The sequence below is a fragment of the Streptomyces stoeckheimensis genome, from assembly GCF_045822005.1.
Lineage (GTDB): Bacteria > Actinomycetota > Actinomycetes > Streptomycetales > Streptomycetaceae > Streptomyces > Streptomyces stoeckheimensis.
In genome coordinates this window covers 1,326,256-1,348,178 of the sequence record NZ_CP169550.1, presented here as the reverse complement: position 1 = coordinate 1,348,178, position 21,923 = coordinate 1,326,256, and the positions used below count along the sequence as shown (strand labels likewise).

Below are 21,923 nucleotides of genomic sequence, written 5' to 3'. Positions count from 1 at the left end.
CGCCGGCGAAGGTGCTATGGAGTACCTGCCGCGGGTGGAGGGCTCCGGCCGTGGCCGCCAAGGCCAGGCCACGGCCGGAGCCGGTCAGGCGGCCCGCCGTCTGGCGGGCGAGTGGTTGTCGGCCGCGTACCGGGCCAGGTGCTGGGCGAGCTTGGCCAGCAGCCTCAGCGAGGCGACCGGGTCCCCGCCCCGCGTGGCGGCCACGTTGCGGGCGTGGTGGACCGTGGCGAGGGCTATGTCGCGGCCCCGGCCGTCCGGCATCCAGTCGGCGAACTCCTGCGCGGGCCCGGCCAGGTTGGTGATGTGCTGCCGCAGCCGCTCACGGATCTGCGCGGCGGCCGTGCCGTGGGGGGCGTGGTCGGCGAGCGCGAGTGCGGTGTCGATGTCGCAGGCGACGTCCACGGAAGAGGTGACCGGCGGTACCTGGGCCGGCGGTGCGATGCCGGCCCTGGGCCGGGCAGGGAGGATCGGTGCGCTCGTGCGGGACATCTCGATAGCTCCTGTTCACGGCTGATCCGGATGAGAGCAGCACCGAGAAGGCCGCCGGGCGGCCGGTTCCTCGGGCATGACGACTATTCAACTCACGGTGACCGGGCAGGGGTACCGTGTCGGCGAGGGCAAGCGGTATATCGGGTATACGGGCAGGTGCTTCATGGCCACACGCACACCGAACGACCGTCTCCGCGATGTGATCGCGGAGTCCGGCTTAACGTACGAGGCCGTCGCGAAAGCGGTCCGGTCCGTCGCGGCCGAGTGCGGGACGGCCCTGCGGACGAACAAGTCGGCCGTGGACCACTGGGTGCAGGGCGCCCGACCACAGCCCGACACGGCCCGCTATCTGGCCGTCGCGCTCTCCCGCCGCCTGGGCCTCCTCCTGACCCCCGTGGAGTTGGGCCTCGCCGACGGCGACCCGGACGGCCATGACAGCATCGGTCTTACGCTGGGGGGCGACCCGATCGACTCCCTGATCCCGATGTGGAGGGCCGAGTTGGACCGCAGACGCTTCCTGTCGGCCTCCGCCTACTCGGTGGCCGCCGCAGCCCTGCCCCTGGCGTACGTACGCGACATCGCGGAGAGGTCCGCAGCCGCCCGCACCGGTCAGGTCATCGGGATGGCCGAGGTCAACGCCGTGCGCGACATGATCGGCATGTTCTCCGACATGGACGAACGCCATGGCGGCCAGCACGGCCGCTCCGCCCTGGTGACCTACCTCCGCGACGACGTCGCGCCGCTGTGCCGGGGCCGGTTCCGCACGGACGAGATCCGCGCCCAGATGCTGTCCGCCGCGAGCCGGGGCGTCCATTTGCTGGGCTGGAAGTCCTACGACGCCGGACAGCAGGGCCTCGCCCAGCGCTACTACCTCCAGTCCTACGGGCTCGCCGTAGAGTCCGGACTGCCCGGCCATGACGGGTTCGTGATGCGGACCATGGCCATGCAGGGGCTCAAGCTGCACCGTCCCGAGCACTGCCAAGGCCTCGCCGAGACCGGCCTCACCCGGGCCAAGGGCCGCGTGGACTCCCAGACCGAAGCCCTCTTCCGCGTCGTCCACGCACACACCCTGGCCAAGACGGGACTGTCGGCCGCTGCCCTCGCCGAAGTCGGCCGGGCCCGCGCCCTGCTGGAACAGGGCAGCCAGCGGGGCGACGAGGTGCCGTTCTGGGGCCTGGCGTGGGGGCCTGTGGCGCCGTCGGTGTTCTCCCGGACGGCGAAGGTCTTCGAAACCCTCGGGGACCACCGGGCTGCTGCCGCCGAGTACCTGCATGCCGCCGCCACAAGGCCCGCCGGAACCTACGCCCGGATCGTGGCCCTGGATCTGGTCGCGGGGGCGGAGCTCCACCTCAAGCGCGGCCGGATCGAGCAGGCGTGCGCCACGTTCGGGCAGGCCATGGACCACATGGAAGGCGTCCGCTCCGTGCGGACCCGCAAGGCCGTCAAGACCATGAGGGCCGACCTCGCACCCTTCCGGGCCCGGGGGCTTCGCTGCGCGGCCGAGCTGGACGAGCGGGCCGTGTCGTTCCTCGCCACCGCTTAGGGGGTGACCGGGAGCACGCGGGCCGGCGGAGGTGACGCCGGTCCTGGGGTGGAGCGGTGCTGTCGTACGAGACATCTCCCTGGCTCCTGTTCGCGGTAGTCCGTGCAGGGCGAAGCGTCGGCGTGGGGCCGGGTCCGGACAGGTTCCGGGCCGATCACGTTTGGCGTTACGGCTATTCAACTCACGGTGATTGGGCGGGGGTACCGTGTGCGGCGGAGCACCTTGTTCAATCTGTTCAAGATCGCTGCGGGGAGTGCGAGTTGGCGGAGAGCCGTAGCCCGAACACTGCGCTGGCGGACGTCATCGCCGAGGCCGGATGTACCTACGAGGTCCTGGCCAGGGACGTCCGTGCGGTGGCCGCCGAGTCCGGAGTGACGCTGCATACCTCCCGCTCGGCCGTTCACTCCTGGGTCATGGGCGGTACACCAAGCGGTCAGACACGCTCGTACATCGCCGAAGCCCTCACCAGAAGGATGAAGCGGAAGGTCACGCCCACAGAGATCGGTCTAGGCTGCGCAGGCACCGGCGAGGCCCTGGGGGCCGATCCACTGGCCAACGCCACAGACCTCGGGAGATTTGTGATGCTCCGTCGCAGGAACTTCCTCAACGCCGCGTTCGCGACGGCCGCCGTCGCCCTGCCGCTCGGCTACGACCACCGGGCAGTTGCCGCGACCCTGCGGGCAGCCGAACGCGGCGGCGTCGTCGGCACCGAGGAAGTCGCCACCGTGCGGGAGCTCACGGAGACGTTCCGAAGCATGGATGAACGCCTGGGCGGCGGCCACGGCCTGACCATGGTGACCGCCTACCTCACCGACACCGTGGTCCCCATGCTGGAGAGCCGCTTCCCCTCGGAGCCGGTACGGCGCAGCGCGTTCGGGGCGGCGGCGACTCTGGCGTGCCTGGTGGGCTGGAAGCACCACGACTTGGGCCGCGAGGGCGCCGCTCAGCGCTACTACCTCCTCGGCTTCCAGTTGGCCTGCGAGTCAGACCCGTACGGGCACGCCGCGTGGATGATGCGGGCTCTGACCCACCAGGCACTCGACCTCGGTCACCCGCAGGCGTGCATCGGCCTGGCGGAGGAAGCGTTGCGGCGGGCGACGGGCAAGGTCGACCGGCAGACCGAGGCCCTACTGCTGGTCACCTGCGCCAGGGCGTACGGGGCCGGTGGACAGAGCGGGAAGGCGGCGGCGGCCCTGCTGTCGGCCGAAGACGCGATGCTCACCGCAGGCGACCCGGTGCCTGGCTACGCCGCGGCGTCGGGTCCGGTCGCGGCCACCGTCGCCTCCCACACCGGCAAGACCCTGACCGAAATGCGCGACCATCAGGCTGCTGAGAAGCACTACCGGGCGGCGCTCAAGGGACGGACGCCGGGGACCTATCAGCGGGTTCACGGCCTGACCATGGTGAACATCGGGCGGTCGGTCGCCGCGCAGCAGCGGCACGAGGAGGCCGTGGCCGTGTGGGGTCGGTCGCTGGACTTCATGGATGGCCTGGTCTCGGACCGGACCGTGAAGGAGATCAGGGCGATCCAGGAAACGGCCGCCAGCTACCGCAAGCGCCGTATCCCCGGAGCCGGGGCCTTGCATGAACGCGCCGTCGACCTTCTGCGAGGCCCGGCATGAACCGCGCCCGGACCGGTCCGCCGACGGTCGGCGTCGTGATCATCACCATGGGGGACCGGGAGGCTGAACTCGGTGCTCTCCTGGAGTCGGTGGAGGCCCAGGAAGGCGAGCCCGCCAAGGTCATCGTGCTCGGGCAGGGAGTGAAGCTCCCCGCTTTGCCGGACCCGGTGGCGGCCGTCGAACTGCCGGAGAACCTGGGAATCCCCGGCGGCCGGAACGCCGGGGTGCGGTGGCTGCGTGAACACGGCGGCGCCGACATCGTCCTCGTCCTCGACGACGACGGCCTCCTCCCTCGAACCGACACCCTCCACCTCGTCCGGGAAGCGTTCACGGCGAATCCGAAGCTTGGGATCGTGGGCTTTCGCATCGCCGACGAGAACGGCGTCTCCCAGCGCAGACACGTCCCCCGTCTCGGGGGCGCTGACCCGCTCATCTCCGGGCCGGTCACGACGTTCCTGGGCGGCGCCCACGCCATCCGCATGGACGTCATCGACCAGGTCGGCGACTTCCCTGACAAGTTCTTCTACGCACATGAGGAGACCGACTTTGCCTGGCGGGCCCTGGATGCTGGGTGGGAGATCGACTACCGGGCCGACCTGGTCCTGACCCACCCCCGGACCCCGGCCTCCCGGCATGCGGTCTACTACCGCAACACCGGCCGCAACCGGGTCTGGCTCGCGAAGCGGCACCTGCCTGCCATCCTCGTCCCGGTCTACCTCGCCACCTGGGCGGCGTACACGCTGGCCCAACGGCCCCCACTGGCCGGGCTGAGGTCGTGGTGGGCCGGGTTCTTCGAGGGGGTGCGGGTGCCGTGCCCACCACGGCGTCCGATGCGGTGGCGGACCGTGTGGCGCATGACCCGACTCGGCCGACCGCCGGTGATCTGACCTTCCCCGGTTTCTGATCTGTGAGGTGACGGGGAGCATGGCGCTGGCCGCGTGCACCCCGTCACCTCACCGCGAAGGTCATCTGCCGCCAAGGGCGTTGGTGTCGTTGGGGCGGCCCGCGTCGTGTTCGCCCTCGCCCGTGTCAAGCAGGAGCTTTGCGAATCCCTCGACGCCTACGGCCTCACGGCGGCGGTCGTGGCGGTCCGGATTTACCCGACCCTGATGACAGCGATCGCTGCTTTCCACGCCTGGCAACGGGCCGGCAACCATGATCCCGGCCCATGACGAGAAAACGGAGCCGTGCCTGCTTCCCGCGAGAGCTTGGCTGCGGCGCCTGTGTGCGGGTGAAGCCAGGACGATGTCCGGCGGCCCCGGATCTGGGGACCAGATCTGGGGACCAGTGTCGAGTACACGCATCTGGGGAAGGGAGCAAGGAGATCTGAACGCCGTGGCGGACGGCTGGTCAGCCGGTATGCCCCGCGGCCGCTGGGCTGCCTACTGGCTGGGCATCGGCTTCCAACGCGACGTTCCGGCCGCCCTCTGTGCATCGATGGGCAGGGTGTGCTGGACCGGCCCGACAGGGACGCTCTGGCCGGACATCTCGATCTGGCAGGTCGGATGGTCCTGCTGGAGTCGGCCGGGTGTTTGGCCGCGAGCAACATGCGGACGCAGTCGGTGCCATCAGGAGCATTCATTCAGCGTCCGGCTGTGCGTGTCACTGCTCGGCCCTAAGCTCGCAAGGCAGGAGAAGGGGGAGTTCGTGCGCGATCGCATGCTGACAGCCGACGTACCACTCGGGCCGTTCGAAGGCACCAAGATCACCGTCCACTCCGCGAAGGGCAAGAACGCCAGACTGCATGTGCGCAGAGAGTGTGGTCAGCTCCGGACGCCCCATGTGGCCACGATCGAGGTCCCGTTGAACGCGGACGTGGTGGACAGGTTCTGTTCGGGCTGTGCGGACTGGGGCCCGACGTCACGGCCGACATCGGGGCTGGGCATCTTCGTGAGGGCGCTCGGCGGATCGGGACTGCTCCATCAGCTGCAGGCCTATGCGGAGCCGGACGAGGACGTGCACTGGACCCAGGGCGAGGTGCAGGCTGCGGCCGAGCTTCTGCAGTCGGAACGGGGCGCCGCGGACGAGGGCGAAGATGAGGAGGAGGACGACGGGCCGTGGGAAGCACGCAGGGAGGCCCGAGAGCTGCAGGAACAGGTCTTGTCCCGCTGGCGGCATGCAGCCCAGAGCCTTCACCGAACGCAGGTCGCCATCGCTCACTTCCCATGGCTGACCGGCTGGGCGGAGCCGAAGGTGTCGGCGAAGGAGCGCTACCTCGAGACCCTGCGGGCGCAGGCGACCCTCTTCGTGGACCCGGCTGGTCTCGTCGTGGCCGCTGCGGCAGCGAGACTGGAGACGCCCCCGCTGCCGACCGACGATCCTGCCTTCGCGGTGCTCGGCAAAAGCAGCCAGATCTCCACAGGCCTTAGCGCGTTGTGGCGCAGGTGGCAGTACTCAGCTGAGCGGGGCTGGGAAGGACCGGCATCGCGGTCGATCAACCGCTACGACCTCGTACACGGCATCCGGCCGAACAAGAAGGGGCACGCGGAAGCTCTGGAAGGCGCCGCCCGCCTGATTCAGTCCTGGGAGGACGAAGCCCTCGCCGCCGCTGCGGCGACGGATTCGACACCGATGGTGTGGGTCACGGCGCGCTTGCCGGAGGGAACGGAGGAGCCTTCGCGCGGAGGCCTTCCGGACGTCCTGGACGGCCTGGATCGGTGGACTCTCGGCGTGCTGGTGACGTGGACCGTGACCGCGGACTGGGGTCGGCGCACGCTGACGCTGCGAGTCCCCGCTCTTGTCGCCGCCAGACTCATGGAACCCTCGGGCGACCTTTTGTGCGATCCGGGCGGTTCCGATGCCGTGGCCACTGAGGCAGGCCCCCAAGGGCAGCCGGACTCCGTCCGGCCCGGGGTCTTCGATGACACGCCTGTCTTCGACCGCCTGCCCGTCACACCCGCGCACCTCCGGGCGCTGCGCAACTTCTCGTACGCAGGCGATCAGCTCTACATCGTCTTCTCGACGAGCGGGGGCGCGGAGGTTCTGCCCCTCGAAGTCATTGAGAGTCGACTTGCCGAAGGCTGGCTCGGTGTCATCGTCGCCGGCGCGTCGGACCTCCCCGAGAGCGTGATCAGTCCGTGGATCAAGGACGTCGTCCCCGCGTCAGAGGCTGACGATGCCCCATCCTCGGGCCAGAGCCATGCACGGCAGGATGGCCACTTTGGTGCTGACCTTGGCCTCGCAGCCGGGGCTCAGGACGTGGTCCGGCGGACGTACCGGGACCGTGACAAGGAACATAGTCTGCGCCTGCTCGCCATGGCACGTGGCGTTTCCGACTTGCGGAGCCTCGACGCCGGCCGCTCCGGCATGTTGCCCCTCGCAGTGTGGGAGGGCCTGCTCGCGCCTGCTTCCTTGGACCTCTCGCCGTTCCGGCGACCCGGCACCGACCGCTGGCGCAGCGGCAGCGGACTTCCGCTGGGTGTCCTGGGCCAGGCGCAGATCTACGCCACGAACTCGGATCCCAAGTTCGAGGGCAAGGGGCACTCACCCTTGTGCCGGCATACACGGGATCGAGGCCTCGCGGCGAGCGATGACCTCCTGACCGTGGCGGACCTGCTAGCCCGTGACGACTGGGACTGGTGCAGCAAGTGCGGTGGCTATGCCGTACGCCGGCTGACCGACACCCAGCTGTCCTACTACCGCGCTGCTCACCGGCTGCACGACATCGCAGGGCAGCTCGACGATGAGCGTGCACACCGTGTGCCTGTCGATCCGGATGTCCTGATCAAGCAGCTGGACGAGCTTGCGGACTGGGAGCCGGGCGGACACGAGGGCTGCGACTGGGACGGTTCCTGGCGCTGGCATGAGGTTATCCGCGACCTGCGACGCCGAGCCGAACGGAAGCGGGGCCAGACCGCTTCCTGAGCCGTCTTCTCCCTGGTGGCCATCTGTGGCGGTTGGCGGCCCCCATGACCATCTGGAGCACCTTGGGGACCAGTTGGGGACCAACGCCCACGTCGATGGGCGCACAGCATGTACGGATGTGCACGCTGTGCGCCCTGGGGGTCAAGGGGTCGCAGGTTCAAATCCTGTCGTCCCGACTTTGCTTCATGCAGGTCGGAGGCCGTTCTCTCGTATTTGAGAGGACGGCCTTTTCCATGCCCTGAGTCCTGGTGGTCGCAGTGTGGTCGCACGCCCGGTTCGGGGCTGGTCCGCCGTGGTGCTGAACACGGGTGGGGCGGGGGAGCGGAGCCGGTTGAGGGCTTCGCGGAGGTGCTGGACGTGGTCGCGTGGTGGTCGCAGCCGTTCCAGCCAGGCCCGTCGGTCGTTTCGTTTCTGGGCCCGGGTGAGGGTGTGGTCGATGGTGTCGACGGCTTCGCGGGCGGCCTGTTGGGTGAGGTGGCTGTAGATGTTCGCGGTGGTCGAGAGGGTGGAGTGCCGCAGCGTCTTGGAGACCACCGTGAGCGGGACTCCGGCGGTGATGGTGATGGTGGCGGCCAGGTGCCGCAGGTCGTGAACGGTCACCTGCGGTACACCGGCCTCTTGGGAGAGTTGCCGGAGACGGTCGAGGACGGTGTGGGGTCGCAGCGGCCGGCCGTCGGGTCTGCAGAAGACGAGTCCGGTGAACGGATCGCCGGGGTCACTGTGGCGGCGGGCCCTTGATCGGGCCTGGTGCTCGAGTGCGGTCGCGACGCGGGGTGAGACAGCGACCCAGTTCCGACTGGTATGTGTCTTGGGCGTGGTGATGACGAGGTGATTGTTGTCGATCGCCGAGAGCGTGCACCGTACATAGAGGACACGCTCGGCCAGGTGGACGTCGTCCCAGTGCAGACCGAGGGCCTCTCCTTTGCGCATGCCGGTGCCGATGAGGAACTCGAACAGGTCGGCCATCTCCGGGTCTGCCCGGTGGCAGTGCTGGAGGAAGCGGACGGCCTCGTCAGCGGTCCAGATCCGCCGCTCGGGCGACGGCGGGCGGTGAAGAGCCGGGGGACTGGCTGGGTTGTGGGCGAGGCGATGCTGGCGGACCGCGTCACCGAGGGCGCTGGAGAGGGTGGCCAGGCACCGGTAGAGGGTGGTCTTGCCGCGGTCGGCAGCGAGCTCGCCGGTGACGAAGGCGGCGATGTGCCGGTGTCCGAGCTCGTCCAGCTTGAGGGTGCCGAAGGCGGGGACGAGGTCGTTGTGGACGTAGTCCCGGTATCGCGCCATGGTGGTCGGCTTGAGCACGAGCGCCTTCGCGTCCAGCCAGGCGGTCAGGTAGTCGGCGACGCTCTGGTTCGGGTCCGCGTTGAACCCACCGGCCTCGCCCTCCAGGAACCTCCGCAGCGCCCCTTCGGCCGCGTCGTGGCTGCCGAATCCGCCACGGCGGACGGTCGTCCGGTGGTGGCGCGGTGCCGGGACGTCGATGGCGAAGGTCCACGTCCCGTGGTCACCGTCAGCGAGCAGGTGCGGGCAGTGTGCTCCGAGCTGGTGACGCAATGTGTCGCGGCAGCCACACCTCCGGTAGATGCGGCCGCGGTCGCCGGTGGTACGCATGAGGATCGCCTCCAGGGGCGGAGGAAGGGCCGGCACCTCCAGTCTCGTGCGACCACATGCGACCACCACGCTCCTCACACCGGCCGTGACCAGTGCGTTTCCCTTGTTCGCGCGCCAAGGGCAGCGCCTTGACCTAGCTCCGCAGACGCCCAGGAGATTCTTCGTCTGCTGGCGGTACAGACGCCGCACCACGGCTGACCAGCCAAAATGGCGGACGCTGGGCCAAGTTCCCGCCTCCTGGCCCGCGAATGGTCCGGATCTTGGGGGCGCGATACGAGCAGCGCCGGCGTGGTCAGCAGCACGCCGTATTCGCGTATTGCCCTGTGAGGTTGGTTGGGGGGGCCGGGCCATAGTCGAGGGTGGCCGACTGCCACAACGCCTGACACGAGCGGCGTACAACGGGAGGTGGTCGGTTGCCCAGGGCGGTCTACTGGGCAGGGCACCAAAACTGAGCGATCCCGGAAGACGCGGCGCCGGGCGAGATAAGGAGCAGTGCATGGTTCTCCAAGTTGTCAGAGCATCGATCAAGCCGGAGCAGCGTGAGCACTGGCTCGAGGTGATTCGCGGCAACGCGGCTCGGACCCGTGCTGAGGAAGGCTGCGAGGGCTACCAGGTCGCCGAAGATCTCGAGGCGCCGAATACCTTCGTGATCATCGAGCAGTGGGCCAACCTCGACGCCGTATACAGGCACTTCCGGAATGAATTCGAGGCCCTCATGGCCGCTTTGGGCGACGTCTTCGCAGCACCACCTGAGGCCTGGATCCATGACCTGGCCTCGACGCTGACTCTCGATGAAGTCCTTGCGAAAGCCGGACTGACCCGGTAGCCGAGCCGCCTTGTCGGCAGCCACGCTGGCGGGCTTCTTGCGCGGCCTGCCCAGCCCGATCCTCGGCACACGGATCTTCTCCAGCACGGCCATGAACTGGGTGCAGTCCGCCCACTGACCTGCGGTGACGACCAGGGACAGCGGGCGGCAGCGACCGTCAGCACTCAGGTGGATCTTGCTGGTGAACCCGCCCCGCGAACGGCCCAGGCCCTCACCTCCCTCACCACCTCCACCAGCCGGCCTTGTAGGATCTGCCACTCCGTTTCGACCTGGTGTTCCATCATCTCGGCCCCCTTTGACACGGGAGCCGGCGGCGGATCGATGCGAGCACCCGCCGCGTGCTGGTGAGCCCACACGATGGTGGAGTCCACCGAGATGCCCCAGTCGATCTCACCGGCCGCGTCGGCTGCGGCCTGGACCTGCTGGAGCAGACGCTCCCACGTGCCGTCAGCCGACCACGGCCGGTGGCGTTCATAGACCGTCTTCCACGGACCGAACCGTTCGGGCAGGTCACGCCACTGCACCCAGTCCGCACCCGGTGCAGAATCCCATCGATCACCTGCCGGTGATCCCGCCAGCGGCCACAACGCCCGTTGCTGACCGGCAGTGGGTGGACGTCCGTGCCGCTGCTCCAGCGCCGGTAGAGGACACGTTGCTCGGCCAGGGTGAGGGTGGCGCCCCGAAAGCCGCGTGGTTGTGGGGCGTCGAGGAGCGCGGCGGCGTTGTGGAGGACCACGCCGGTGCGGTGAGCGTGGGAGAAGAACTGGCGCAGTCCCGCGAGCCAGCCGGCCCCGGATCCAGGACCGATCCTGTCCGCGATGCGGCTCCCTGGGCCGCCCTATGCTGGTGAGCGTGGGCAGTCAGCCACGGGCGACGGCGCCGCCGAAAGCGGCCGCGCACACCGCCCGGCAGGCACAGGACGCGATCGCCCGGGAAGCGTGGGGCGAGGCGTATGCGCTGCTCGACGGCTTGGCCCCCGGGCTGCTGACCCCCGACGACCTCGCCGCGCTCGCCGACGCCGCCTGGTGGACCGGCCGGGTCGAGCAGTCGATCACGGCGCGGGCCGGCGCGTACGCCGGCTACACGGCCGCGGGCGCAGCCAGGCGAGCTGGATACTGCGCCTGGATGCTCTACTACGAGCACCGGCTCGCCGGACGGAACGGGTCGGCCGCAGGCTGGCTGCGCCGGGCACGCGAACAGCTCGGCAGCGCACCCGAATGCGCCGAGCAGTGCTTCCTGGCCTGGGTCGAGGCGCAGGAGGCCCAGGAGCGCGGCGCCTTCGAGGAGGCGACGGCCTCCGCCCGGCGGATGGCCGCCGTCGCCCGCCGGTGCGGCAGCACCGACCTGTACGCCATGAGCATCCACGCGCAGGCCGCCGTCCTGCTCGCCCAGGGCCGGGTCGCCGACGGCCTCGCGCTGCTCGACGAGGCCATGTGCGCCGCCGCGGCCGGCGAGCTCAGCTCCTTCTACACCGGCTGGATCTACTGCCTGGGCCTCCAGCAGTGCATGGCCTGCGCCGACTTCGCGCGGGCGGCCGAGTGGACCGACGCGGCCATTGCCTGGTGCGCCTCCATGCCCCGTGAGAACAACTTCCGCGGCCTGTGCCGGGTCCACCGGGTGGAGGTGCTGGAGCTGCGCGGCGCATGGCCGCAGGCGCTCAACGAGGCCGAGCTGACCTGCACGGAGCTGCTGCCGAACGAGCCCCGGATCGCCGCCGAGACCTGCTACCTGACCGGCGAGATCCACCGGCGGCGCGGCGCGTACACCGAGGCGGAGGCGGCCTACGGCCGGGCGCACGCACTCGGCCGCGACCCGCAGCCCGGCCTGGCCCTGCTCCGGTTGGCCCAGGGCAGGGCGGAAGCCGCGGCCTCCGCCCTGTGGCTGCCCACGGCCGCAGCTAGCGCGACCGGTGCCGCCGGCACCACCGGTGCAGGAGCGGCGGCCGAGGACGCCGAGGACGGCCGCCCGCTCGAACGGTGCCGGCTGCTCGCCGCCCGCACCGAGACGGCCCTCGCCCTCAGCCGGCTCGACGAGGCCCGCACGGCGGCGCAGGAGCTGGCCCGCCTTGCCGACTCCTGGCAGCGGCGGCGCGGGTCCGCCACCACTCCCCTGCACGCGAGCGCCGCGGCCGCGGAAGGCACGGTGGCCTTCGCCGAAGGCGACCTCCCGACAGCGCTGGCCCTGCTGCGGCGGGCGCTGGCGCTCTGGCTGGAGCTGGCGGTCCCGTACGAGGCCGGCCAGGTCAGGATGACCCTGGCCGCTGCCGACCGGGCGGCGGGCGACCTGGACGGTGCCCGGATGGAGCTGCGGGCCGCACGGGCGGCCTTCGTAGGGCTGGGCGCCGTACCGGACGCACGGCGGGCGGCCGCCCTCCTCGACGCGATGGCGGAACGGGAGTCCGGGGAGCTGACCTTGCGGGAGATGGAGGTGTTGCGCCTGGTCGCGCGTGGCGGGACCAACCGGTCCATCGCCGCCGAGCTGGTGATCAGCGAGCACACGGTGGCCCGCCACCTGAACAACATCTACGCCAAGCTGAACGTCTCCTCCCGGGCCGCCGCCACCGCGTACGCGTACACGCACGGCCTGGTCTGAGCGCCCGCCGCGGACCCCGGCCAGCGGAACATGGGCCGTTCCACCCATGCCCCACCTGCCGGAATGGGCAGTTCCGGCGATGCGCGGCCACCGGCGCCGCGCCTACAACGGAAGCAGGACTCCCGGAACGACCTAAGGCAGGTGGCGGCCATGACCACCACTGGCACCGGTGCCCCACCGGTGGAGCGACTGCGCGAGACCGTCCACGGGGACGTCGCGGCACCCGGGGACCCCGGCTACGACGAGGCCCGCAAGGTCTACAACGCCGTGCACGACAAGCACCCGGCGGTCGTCGTCAGCGCCGCCGACGCTGGAGACGCGACCGAAACGGTCGGCTACGCCCGCGAGGAGGGCCTGACCCTCGCCGTGCGCGGCGGCGGCCACGGGGTCGCGGGCCCCGGCACCTGCGACGACGGCGTCGTCCTGGACCTCGGGCGGATGCGCGGGATCTGGGTCGACCCGTACACCCGTACCGCCCGCGCCCAGGGCGGCTGCACCTGGGCCGACGTCAACCACGCCACCCACGCCTTCGGGCTGGCCACCACCGGCGGGATGGTTTCCACCACCGGCATCGGCGGCCTCACCACCGGCGGCGGCATGGGCTACCTGGCCCGGCGCTGTGGCCTGGCCTGCGACAACCTGCTCTCGGCCGACGTCGTCACCGCCGACGGCAGCTTCCATGCCTGCACCGAGGACCGCGACCCGGACCTGTTGTGGGCGCTGCGCGGCGGCGGCGGCAACTTCGGCGTGGTCACCTCCTTCGAGTACCGGCTGCACCCCGCAGGGGACATCCTCGGCGGGCCGACCTTCTACCCCCTCGACGGCGACGTGATCCGCCGCTACCGACAGCTGATCGCCGACTCGGCGGAGGAGCTCGGCGCGGTCCTCGTGGTGGGGCTCGGCCCGCCCGTCCCGTTCCTGCCCGAGCGCTGGCACGGGCGGCCGGTGTGCGGGGTGATCCTGTGCTGGACCGGCCCCGAGGACCAGGACGACCGGGTGCGGGCCATGCTCGCGGAGCTCGGCCCGGTGCTGGGGCAGCACGTGGGCCGGATCCCGTACCCCCTGATCAACACGCTCTTCGACGAGTTGGTGCCGCCGGGCCTGTTCCACTACTGGAAGGGAACGTTCAGCGAGGACCTGCCGGACGGCCTGATCGACGCCCACGTCGAGTTCGGGGCCGCAACCCCATCCATCCAGAGCGTCACCATCGTCTTCCCCATCGACGGCGCGTGCGGGCGGGTCGGCCGTACAGACACGGCGTTCTCCTACCGGGACGCCCGGTTCTCGACCGCGCTCAGCCTCACCATGACCAACCGGGCGGACATGGAGGCCCAGAAGGACTGGGTCCGCGGCTACTACGCGGCGCTGGAGCCGTATTCAGCCGACGGCGGCGGCTACGTGAACTTCATGGACGGCGACGACCAGGCCAAGGTATACGCAAACTACCGTGAGAATTCCGGCCGGTTGCGCGAGCTCAAGCGCCGTTACGACCCGGGCAACCTGTTCCGGCTCAACCACAACATCGTGCCGTGAGGGGTCCGCAGGACCGCGGGCGGGTGGGGACGCGGGCGGGTGGCGGCGTTGCGCCAGGCCGCCAAGCTTGTCATCCAGGACGGTGCGTGAACTCATACGTGGTGTCTCTTTTGGCTTTCCTAACTCGTATGAGTGATTGATCCGGCATCAGGTTTACCCGGTGCGGACGGAGCTGGGCATGGTGATGTCCGCGGCATTCGAGCTGCCCTCGATCCGGGAAGAGTCGCCCCGGACATCACGGGATCGTTTAGCTCGAGCCCCGCCAAAGCAACAGCCGGACAACACCACCGGCAAGGACCGAGCTCCGATCCTCACCCATCTACCCCGACGGCCAGTCGCGGCGTGACGGCAACGAACACGCCCCACGCCCCCGGAACGCACACCAGGGTGGTCGGCGGCGACCTGGTCCAGGAGCCGGGTGCCAGCGATAGAGTCCTGCACGCTCGCCGCGGTAACCAGAACCGCGAGCAAGTGACAATGCTCCGCTTTCTGCCGACGATCTTCTTGCCCGCGTCGATGCCCTGGCTGGAGGCGTGGACGCTGGTGGAGGTCTTGACGCTCTGGGCGTCGATCACGCAGGCCGACGGCTCGCCGCTCCGTCCCTCCTTCTCCCGCAGGAGTTGGCGGAGCAGGCCGTTGAGCTGGGCGAACACGCCCTCGTCTGCCCATTTGGCGAAGTATCCGTAGACCGTGTTCCAGTGCGGGAAGTCGTGCGGGAGGTAGCGCCACTGGACTCCGGTGCGGTCGACGTACAAGATTGCGTCCACGATGTCGCCCAGGTCGTGCTCGGGTGGCCGGCCGAAGTCCAGGGCCCTGCCGCGGCGGTCGAAGCGCCAGGCGGCAAGGACCGGCTCGATCAACTCCCAGCGGGCATCGGACAGATCGCTCGGGTAAGGGCGTCGCTTCGGCATGGTTCCGGCGTACCGCCGAGGACCGAGTGCGCCCAGGCGTACGGCAACGACGGTGGAAGCACGCGATCCCGAAAGCCGGGCATCCTGGGATGAGGCAGGAATACGTCACCTTCTGCCCCATCCGCAACCCCACATGCCCCTCAGGGATCGACCGCGTCCACAACCTCACCCGCACCGCAATGCCGCACCCTGAGAATCGGCTGATACTGAGGCAGCTCAGGCGAAAACGACCTCTCACCCTTCTACAGGCAAGCGCCGTCACCGACCGGTGGGGCATAACCCGCTACGGTCGCCTCTCTGGACTCCTCGGCGCCCCGCCGACATCGCCGCCACCCTCGCCCCCTGGGTAGGCGCCGCCTTGGTCGGCCCTCTCGGCGGCTACCCCCAGCTCTTCGGGCTGCTCGCGGTGCTCTCCGGTGTGGCCGCCTGCCTCGCAGTGGGGGGACGGAGTGACGCGACATCAGCTCCGTGAGTCAAGAGGGCATGATGTGGGCATCGATTCCCACGTCGTCCAGCCGGGTCTCGCCCTCAATCGGGGTCTGGCGGGCCCGAGGGTCGTGTGGTGCCCCTTGGGGACCAGTTGGGGACCAGCGCCCACGTCGATGGGCGCACAGCATGTGCGGGTGTGCACGCTGTGCGCCCTCAGATTATGCTGTATGTCATGATTTTTCCTCCGACCCATCGATCTGGGGGTCAAGGGGTCGCAGGTTCAAATCCTGTCGTCCCGACTCGAAAGAGTCGTAGACCGAGGGGCCGTTTCGGAGAAATCCGAAACGGCCCCTCGGTCGTTTTCGTGTACCTCGGGCGCAATGCCCCGGACCTGCGATGCCCGCCTTCCCCGCGGTTCCGCGGAATTCACGTGAGCAGCAAGCGGTGTTGCGCCGTGCGCCACGTGCCGCCCCTGGACTGAGAAGACGCACCATCTCACCTCCAGGGAGAGCCGTATGCGTCTGACACCGCGGGTCGCAGCGTCGTCCGCCGCCGTCCTCGTCCTCTGTGCGGTCACCGCGGTCGGTGCGGCACCGGCAACCGGAGCACCGGAACGGCCGGCCGCGTCACCGCGCGCGCCGGAGGCCGCCGACTTCTCACCCCTCACGATCCCGCCCGTCGCGTCGGCGCAGTCCGTCGTGCTCGCTCCCGGGGTCACCCGGACCTCCTTCGTCCTCGGCCGGGCCGGCGCCGACGACGTCTGGACCGTCCACGTGAACCAGCCCCTGGCCGCCGACGGCCCGTACGACCGGGCCACCGCGGCCCTCGGCGCCAAGGAGCGGGCCGATCAGGTGGCCGGGGCCCTGCGGGCCAAGGGCTTCGACCCCCGCGTGGAAAGGGTCCTCATCCCCGCCTTCGCCGACCGCCCGGCCGGCACGCTGGGCTGGATCGTGAGGATCGGGCGGTACGCCGACCAGAGCGCGGCGACGGCCGCGCTCGCCCAGGTCCGGGCGGCCGGGTTCGCCGGGGACACCCGGTACACGGCGCAGGACGGCACGGACGCCGACGCCCTCCAGCGGGTGTTCGTCCTGCGGGTGGACTTCAAGCAGTTCACCGGCCGCCTGGCCAGCGACTTCGGGCCGACCATCGACGTCCACGAGAAGCTGCCCGACCTGGCGACCGCCGCCGGGGCGCTGGCGGGCATCAACGCCCAGTGGTTCGCGGACAAGGGCTCGCTCGGCCTGTACGTGAAGGACGGCCGGCTGCTGAGCGCCGCCACCCAGGGCCGCAGCGGGGTCAGGATCACGGACGGCGGGCGGCAGTTGGACGTCGACACGTACACCACGCGGATCACCGTCGGCGCGGGCGGCTCCATCAGGGAGGTCGACGGCATCAACCGGATACCCGGCGAGATCTGGAACTGCGGGGGCGTCGGCGGCGACCTGCCCACCCAGCACCCGCAGCACGACCTCAAGTGCACCGACGAGAGCGAGATCGTGCGCTTCACCCCCGAGTGGAGCGCCCCGCCGACCGGAGCGGGCGCCGAGGTGGTCCTGGACCGCAACGACCGGGTGACGGCGGTGCACCGCACGCGCGGGGCCAAGCCGCCCGCGGGCGGTTCCACCCTCCAGGCGATCGGCGAGAGCGCCGACTGGCTGCTCGCGCACGCGCGCACCGGCGCCAGGCTGCGCATCATCCAGCGCGTGCTGGACGGCTCCGGATACGCCGTCCCGCTCACCTCGGACACCACGATCGTCCAGGTCGGCCCGACCCTGATCCGGGACGGCCGGATCGCGGTGAACGCCGTGGCCGACGGCATCATCCGCCAGGGAGACGACCAGACCTTCACCTACAACTGGGTGGTCCGCGGCAACCCGCGCACCATGCTCGGGGTCGACGCCCAGGGCAGGCTGCTGATGGTCGTCGTGGACGGGCGCAGGGCCGGGTGGAGCGCGGGCCTGGGCGTGGCCGGAGCCGCGAAGCTGATGAAGTCCCTGGGCGCCCAGGAGGCGCTGAACCTGGACGGCGGCGGATCGAGCGTGATGGTCACCGCGGGCTCGGGCATCATCAACCGCCCGTCGGACGCCACGGGCACGCGCTACCTGGGGAATGTCCTGCTGCTGCACGCCGGCGCTGCCGCGCGCTGATTGTTTGGTGTCGCAAACGCCGCGGGGGAATGAAGGGAACGTGCAGGCCCGAACCCAACCGCCCCGGACCAGATCATCATGAACTGGATCATTTGGGCTCGGGCTTGCCGTTGTCGTAGTGATACCCGTTCAGATTTTGCTGTGCCAATGCGAATTGTGTGCCCTACTCTTCGGTGATCCACGTGCTTGACGTTCTCAGAAAGACGCAGAGATCCCATGACTCGCCGAAGAGCCGGTGCAGGAGCGCCCCGCGCGCTCATAGCCCTTCTCACGCTCATCCTCCCGCTCACGGCGGCAGACCTGCTCTCCGCACCGGGCGCGGCCGCAGCGACCCAGACCAAGCCCGAGGTCATCAGCGCCGGAGCCTTCGCAGGGAACTGGGAGCCTTCGGCCGAAGGCAACAGGCCGGTCCCTTGTAACGGTGTCGTCGGCAACAGTGGCCTGGCCCTGACTGCAGTCCTGCGCGACGACGACGGCGGCACCGTCACCCCGCAGTTCGTCGTCACCACTGCCGCGGGCGCGGCCGTACCGGTCACCTACGTCACCTCCGTGTCCAGCGGTGGCACGGCGACCGGAATGGTCCTCGCCCAGAACCTTCCCACCGGCAGCTACAAGTGGAAGGTCCGCGCAAAGGACGAAGAGGGTGCCTACAGCGCCTTCACCGGCGAATGCGCCTTCAGCGTGGACGCGGACGCGCCGATGGACTCCGTCACCGTCACCAAGGAGGACGGCAGCGCCCTCACCATCCAGCAGGCGCGCACCAAGATGCGCCTCAAGCTGAAGAACCCGGCCACCGATCTCGCCGGGTTCTGCTGGTCCCTGGACCGCTCCCTCTCCGTATCCAGCACGCCGTGTGGCGGAAACAACTGGATTCCTCTCGCCCAGGGCGTCACGGAAGCCGTCATCGAGGTCAACCTGACGGACCGGTTCGGGCACAACTTGTCCACCGTCGTCTATGACAAGGCCGGCAACAGCTCGCCCACCACGCAGACAACGCTGAACACCTTCTCGGCGTCCTTCGTCTACCCGGCCGGGCAGACTCCGCTGAACCGGTCGGTCACGGACCTCGTCGGCGACCTCAACGGCGACGGCTTCGTCGACCTGCTCGGCCCCGAAGCGGACGGCGGCCTGCGCTTGTACGCGAGCAACGGCGCCGGCCGTGTGCAGATGCGCGTGGTCGGAGACTCCGGCTGGAAGGACGCGCTGATCGCGCACGGAGGGGACTTCATGGGCTTCAGGGGCTCCACGGACGCACCCGACGGATTCGAAGACGTCATTGCCCGCTTGAGCGACAACAAGCTCTACATCTATCCCGGCAACGGGCAGGGCGACCCCTCGTACGCCAACCGCCGCGAGCTGCTCCCGCCTGTCGGCCTCGGATCCATGGGCTGGGGCCGAATCCAGCAGATCATCGCCCCCGGCGACTTGGATCAGCGCACCGATGTCGGGTTCAAGAAGGGCAATGACCTGGTCGTCGTCGAATGCGTGGACGATGCCTGCTCCGGCGCCCGTCTGCGCATCTACTCCGGCCGGACCAAACCGGGCGATGCAAGCCCGAACCAGAACCAGCCCTTCGACTTCCAGAACCCCGGCTACACCGGCGGCACCACCTGGAAGAACTACACGATCCTCGGCATCGGGGACCAGAACGGCGACGGCGTCAAGGACATCCTCGCCCGCAACAAGATCGACGGGAACCTGTACTTCTACGCAGGCAAGATCGGCGCGGACGGCAAGTTCGGCCTGGCTCCCCGCACCACCTACGCCACCGGGGGCTGGCGGACCGCCGACCGGCCGGTGGTCGTCAGTCGCGGAAATGCCCAGGGTGCCGTCGTCAGCAAGACGATGACCGATGAGGGCCAGGTCATCCCGTACAAGCAGTTCCAGCCCAAGGCGGGTGACGAGCAGGGCGACCTGTGGGCCACCACTCCGGCCGACGCCAAGCGCGTGGTGAACTACGTCGACAGCGCGGGCAAGGCGGCCACCACCACGTGCCCCACCGGCTGCCTGCTCTTCTATCCGGGTGGTCCCGCCGGTCTCAAGCAGCCCCAGCTGGTCGGCGCGAGCGGTTGGGCGACCAGCGTCACCAACCTCTTCTGAGCTCACCTGCACCGAGCAATACAGGCGGCGCCGCCGGTCGATCCGGTGGCGCCGCCTGTCGTCAGGAGGACTGCTCCGTCAGGATCGCCGGGTCCGACAGGCCCGCCGCGCCGGTTTCCACCTTGCCGGCGAAGCGGCGGAGGAAGGCCGGGGAGGCGGATGCGGTGACCGTGACGTCGTACCAGCGGCGGGTGTTCTTCAGGGAGACGGTGTGCTTGACGGTGGCGCCCTTGGGGACCGTGAGGCGCTTCGGGCCGCCGCCGTAGGCGTTGGTGAGCGTCACCGTGGCGGTGGTGCTGCCCGCATTGGTGAGGGTGAGGTCCAGGTTTCCGGTGGCGGCGTTGTGGCGGGCGGTGACCTCGGGGCCGGGGGTGGTGCCGGGGTTGCGGAAGCCGCGCAGGAAGCCGTTGGGGCCGTGCACGGTCAGGTCGGTGGCACCGGCCGAGTAGGCGGTGTTCCAGGTGTCCGCGATCGACTTGCCGGCCTCGGTGGTGTAGGTCCAGGGGGCGTCGCTGCGGTTGCCGGAGGTGACGTAGAACTGCGCGCCCAGCTCCGGGCCGCCGCTGAACGTCAGCCGGAACCTGCCCTCGGAGACGAGCGCGGCGCCGTCCACGTACGGGGCGTACTTGAGCGCGCGCGTGCGGCGCAGCCCCTTCTCCTGGCGGGGCATGGCCCCCTGGGCCGGCGGGGTCGCCCGGAAGTCGGGGTGGCGCTCGCGGTCCGGCGGGAACCAGCCGTCGGTGTCCGGCAGCGGGGCCGGGGCGGTGTCCTTGCGGGCGAAGTCGAAGGCGGAGGTCAGGTCGCCGCAGACGGCTCGCCGCCAGGGCGAGATGTTGGGCTCGTGGACGCCGAAGCGCTGCTCCATGAAGCGGATGACCGAGGTGTGGTCGAAGGTCTCGGAGCAGGCGTAGCCGCCCGTGCTCCACGGGGAGACGACGAGCATCGGCACGCGCGGGCCCAGGCCGTAGGGTCCGGCCACGTACCCGGCCTTGCCGGGGAACACGTCCAGGGCGGTGGGCGTCGTCGACAGGCCCTGCGCGGCACTGGCGGGGGCGTACGGCGGGACGACGTGGTCGAAGAAGCCGTCGTTCTCGTCGTAGGTGATGAACAGGGCCGTCTTCGCCCACACGTCGGGGTCGGCGGTGAGCGCGTCCAGGACCTGGGAGATGTACCAGGCGCCGTAGTTCGAGGGCCAGTTGGAGTGCTCGCTGAAGGCTTCGGGGGCGGCTATCCAGGAGATCTGGGGGAGGGTGCCTCCCACCACGTCCGCGCGCAGCTTCTCGAAGTAGCCTTCGCCCGCGGCCGCGTTGGTGCCCGTACGGGCCTTCTCGTAGAGGGCGCTGCCCGGTTGGGCGTTGCGGTAGTTGTTGAAGTACAGCAGCGAGTTGTCGCCGTAGTTGCCGCGGTAGGCGTCGTTGATCCAGCCCCAGGATCCGGCCGCGTCGAGGCCGTCGCCGATGTCCTGGTAGACCTTCCAGGAGACCCCGGCGGCCTCCAGGCGCTCCGGGTAGGTGGTCCAGCCGTAGCCGGCCTCGGCGTTGTTGAGGACCGGGCCGCCGCCCTGGCCGTCGTTGCCGGTGTGGCCCGACCAGAGGTAGTAGCGGTTGGGGTCGGTGGAGCCGATGAACGAGCAGTGGTAGGCGTCGCAGATGGTGAACGCGTCCGCCAGGGCGTAGTGGAAGGGGATGTCCTGGCGGGTCAGGTGGGCCATCGTGGTGGCCGTCTTGGCGGGTACCCAGTTGTCGTACTTGCCCTTGTTGAAGGCGCTCTGGCCGCCCGCCCAGTCGTGGTTGAGTCCCTGGAGGAACTCCATCCCCAGGTCCTCGGACGGCGGCCGGAAGGGCAGTGTCTCCTTCGTGCCGTCGGACTGGTGCCAGACGGACTTGCCGCTGGGCAGGGTCACCGGGCGCGGGTCGCCGAAGCCGCGGACTCCGCGCAGCGCGCCGAAGTAGTGGTCGAAGGAACGGTTCTCCTGCATGAGCACCACGATGTGCTCGACGTCCGCGATGGAGCCGGTGGTCCCCTGTGCGGGGATGGCGGCGGCGCGGGCGATGCTCTCGCCCAGCATCGTCAGGGCGGTGGTGCCGCCTGCGAGCTGCAGGAAACGCCGACGATTGAGTTCTGCCATGGCGGGGACGACCTCCGCGGTTGAGGGGTGGCTGAACACCCCAGCACAGCGCGTCCGGGGTTCAGGTAAGGGAGCCTGGCGTGACGCAGGCGCGTACACCAGGCGAACGCCGGTCGGGCTTCGTGCGCAGG

At 69.9% G+C, this 21,923-nt stretch carries 12 protein-coding genes and 2 pseudogenes; 9 read left to right on the top strand and 5 right to left on the bottom strand.

The annotated features are described in order from the left end of the window. Nucleotides 1-84: 84 nt before the first annotated feature. The gene (locus ACE1OC_RS06295) at nucleotides 85-489 is read right to left on the bottom strand and encodes a DUF6415 family natural product biosynthesis protein (RefSeq protein ID WP_407836124.1); all 405 of its coding nucleotides are present in this window, start codon (nucleotides 487-489) and stop codon (nucleotides 85-87) included. A gap of 163 nt (nucleotides 490-652) precedes the next feature. On the opposite strand from ACE1OC_RS06295, the gene ACE1OC_RS06290 reads away from it, so the two are divergent. The 4 genes from ACE1OC_RS06290 (at nucleotide 653) to ACE1OC_RS06275 (ending at nucleotide 7,518) form a co-directional block, all read left to right on the top strand. Then, the gene (locus tag ACE1OC_RS06290; RefSeq protein WP_407836123.1) at nucleotides 653-2,032 is read left to right on the top strand and encodes a hypothetical protein; all 1,380 of its coding nucleotides are present in this window, start codon (nucleotides 653-655) and stop codon (nucleotides 2,030-2,032) included. A gap of 260 nt (nucleotides 2,033-2,292) precedes the next feature. Continuing rightward, nucleotides 2,293-3,654, top strand: coding sequence for a tetratricopeptide repeat protein (locus ACE1OC_RS06285; RefSeq protein ID WP_407836122.1), 1,362 nt, complete (start codon nucleotides 2,293-2,295; stop codon nucleotides 3,652-3,654). Next, the gene (locus tag ACE1OC_RS06280; RefSeq protein WP_407836121.1) at nucleotides 3,651-4,541 is read left to right on the top strand and encodes a glycosyltransferase family 2 protein; all 891 of its coding nucleotides are present in this window, start codon (nucleotides 3,651-3,653) and stop codon (nucleotides 4,539-4,541) included. Before ACE1OC_RS06285 ends, ACE1OC_RS06280 begins: the two co-directional genes overlap by 4 nt. A gap of 760 nt (nucleotides 4,542-5,301) precedes the next feature. Next, a complete protein-coding gene (locus ACE1OC_RS06275; RefSeq protein ID WP_407836120.1) occupies nucleotides 5,302-7,518 on the top strand; it encodes a hypothetical protein in 2,217 nt (738 codons plus the stop codon). Between the two features lie 183 nt (nucleotides 7,519-7,701). Here ACE1OC_RS06275 and ACE1OC_RS06270 read toward each other — a convergent pair whose 3' ends face one another. Continuing rightward, on the bottom strand, nucleotides 7,702-9,126 hold the full coding sequence (locus ACE1OC_RS06270; RefSeq protein WP_407836119.1) for a tyrosine-type recombinase/integrase: 1,425 nt from the start codon (nucleotides 9,124-9,126) through the stop codon (nucleotides 7,702-7,704). A 496-nt stretch (nucleotides 9,127-9,622) separates the two neighbouring features. Between ACE1OC_RS06270 and ACE1OC_RS06265 the strand changes: the two genes are divergently transcribed. Continuing rightward, nucleotides 9,623-9,952 (top strand): putative quinol monooxygenase, encoded by a 330-nt coding sequence (locus ACE1OC_RS06265; protein ID WP_267038229.1) that lies wholly within the window; start codon nucleotides 9,623-9,625, stop codon nucleotides 9,950-9,952. Nucleotides 9,953-9,961: 9 nt separating this feature from the next. On the opposite strand, the pseudogene ACE1OC_RS06260 reads toward ACE1OC_RS06265, so the two are convergent. Further along, nucleotides 9,962-10,559: pseudogene (locus ACE1OC_RS06260) on the bottom strand (IS5 family transposase); the annotation flags it as partial. Between the two features lie 245 nt (nucleotides 10,560-10,804). On the opposite strand from ACE1OC_RS06260, the gene ACE1OC_RS06255 reads away from it, so the two are divergent. Together ACE1OC_RS06255 and ACE1OC_RS06250 are read left to right on the top strand one after the other, a co-directional pair. After that, nucleotides 10,805-12,544: a LuxR C-terminal-related transcriptional regulator gene (locus ACE1OC_RS06255; protein ID WP_407836118.1), complete on the top strand. Its 1,740-nt coding sequence runs from the start codon at nucleotides 10,805-10,807 to the stop codon at nucleotides 12,542-12,544. A 150-nt stretch (nucleotides 12,545-12,694) separates the two neighbouring features. Continuing rightward, nucleotides 12,695-14,077 carry an FAD-binding oxidoreductase gene (locus ACE1OC_RS06250; protein ID WP_407836117.1) on the top strand — a complete coding sequence of 461 codons (1,383 nt, stop codon included), beginning with the start codon at nucleotides 12,695-12,697 and terminating at the stop codon, nucleotides 14,075-14,077. A gap of 333 nt (nucleotides 14,078-14,410) precedes the next feature. Here the strand turns inward: ACE1OC_RS06250 and ACE1OC_RS06245 are convergent. After that, nucleotides 14,411-14,988: pseudogene (locus ACE1OC_RS06245) on the bottom strand (IS5 family transposase); the annotation flags it as partial. A 944-nt stretch (nucleotides 14,989-15,932) separates the two neighbouring features. Here ACE1OC_RS06245 and ACE1OC_RS06240 point away from each other — a divergent pair. Together ACE1OC_RS06240 and ACE1OC_RS06235 are read left to right on the top strand one after the other, a co-directional pair. After that, on the top strand, nucleotides 15,933-17,564 hold the full coding sequence (locus ACE1OC_RS06240; RefSeq protein ID WP_407836116.1) for a phosphodiester glycosidase family protein: 1,632 nt from the start codon (nucleotides 15,933-15,935) through the stop codon (nucleotides 17,562-17,564). A 216-nt stretch (nucleotides 17,565-17,780) separates the two neighbouring features. Further along, a complete protein-coding gene (locus tag ACE1OC_RS06235) occupies nucleotides 17,781-19,664 on the top strand; it encodes a hypothetical protein (protein WP_407836115.1) in 1,884 nt (627 codons plus the stop codon). Between the two features lie 61 nt (nucleotides 19,665-19,725). Here ACE1OC_RS06235 and ACE1OC_RS06230 read toward each other — a convergent pair whose 3' ends face one another. Continuing rightward, nucleotides 19,726-21,792: a phosphocholine-specific phospholipase C gene (locus tag ACE1OC_RS06230; RefSeq protein ID WP_407836114.1), complete on the bottom strand. Its 2,067-nt coding sequence runs from the start codon at nucleotides 21,790-21,792 to the stop codon at nucleotides 19,726-19,728. Between the last annotated feature and the right edge of the window lie 131 nt (nucleotides 21,793-21,923).

Excerpts from the sequence above, each read along its gene's own strand:
- ACE1OC_RS06230 (WP_407836114.1), bottom strand. The coding sequence starts at position 21,792 with ATGGCAGAACTCAATCGTCGGCGTTTCCTGCAGCTCGCAGGCGGCACC.
- ACE1OC_RS06280 (WP_407836121.1), top strand. The coding sequence starts at position 3,651 with ATGAACCGCGCCCGGACCGGTCCGCCGACGGTCGGCGTCGTGATCATC.
- ACE1OC_RS06240 (WP_407836116.1), top strand. The coding sequence starts at position 15,933 with ATGCGTCTGACACCGCGGGTCGCAGCGTCGTCCGCCGCCGTCCTCGTC.
- ACE1OC_RS06235 (WP_407836115.1), top strand. The coding sequence starts at position 17,781 with ATGACTCGCCGAAGAGCCGGTGCAGGAGCGCCCCGCGCGCTCATAGCC.
- ACE1OC_RS06290 (WP_407836123.1), top strand. The coding sequence starts at position 653 with ATGGCCACACGCACACCGAACGACCGTCTCCGCGATGTGATCGCGGAG.
- ACE1OC_RS06295 (WP_407836124.1), bottom strand. The coding sequence starts at position 489 with ATGTCCCGCACGAGCGCACCGATCCTCCCTGCCCGGCCCAGGGCCGGC.
- ACE1OC_RS06270 (WP_407836119.1), bottom strand. The coding sequence starts at position 9,126 with ATGCGTACCACCGGCGACCGCGGCCGCATCTACCGGAGGTGTGGCTGC.
- ACE1OC_RS06265 (WP_267038229.1), top strand. The coding sequence starts at position 9,623 with ATGGTTCTCCAAGTTGTCAGAGCATCGATCAAGCCGGAGCAGCGTGAG.
- ACE1OC_RS06250 (WP_407836117.1), top strand. The coding sequence starts at position 12,695 with ATGACCACCACTGGCACCGGTGCCCCACCGGTGGAGCGACTGCGCGAG.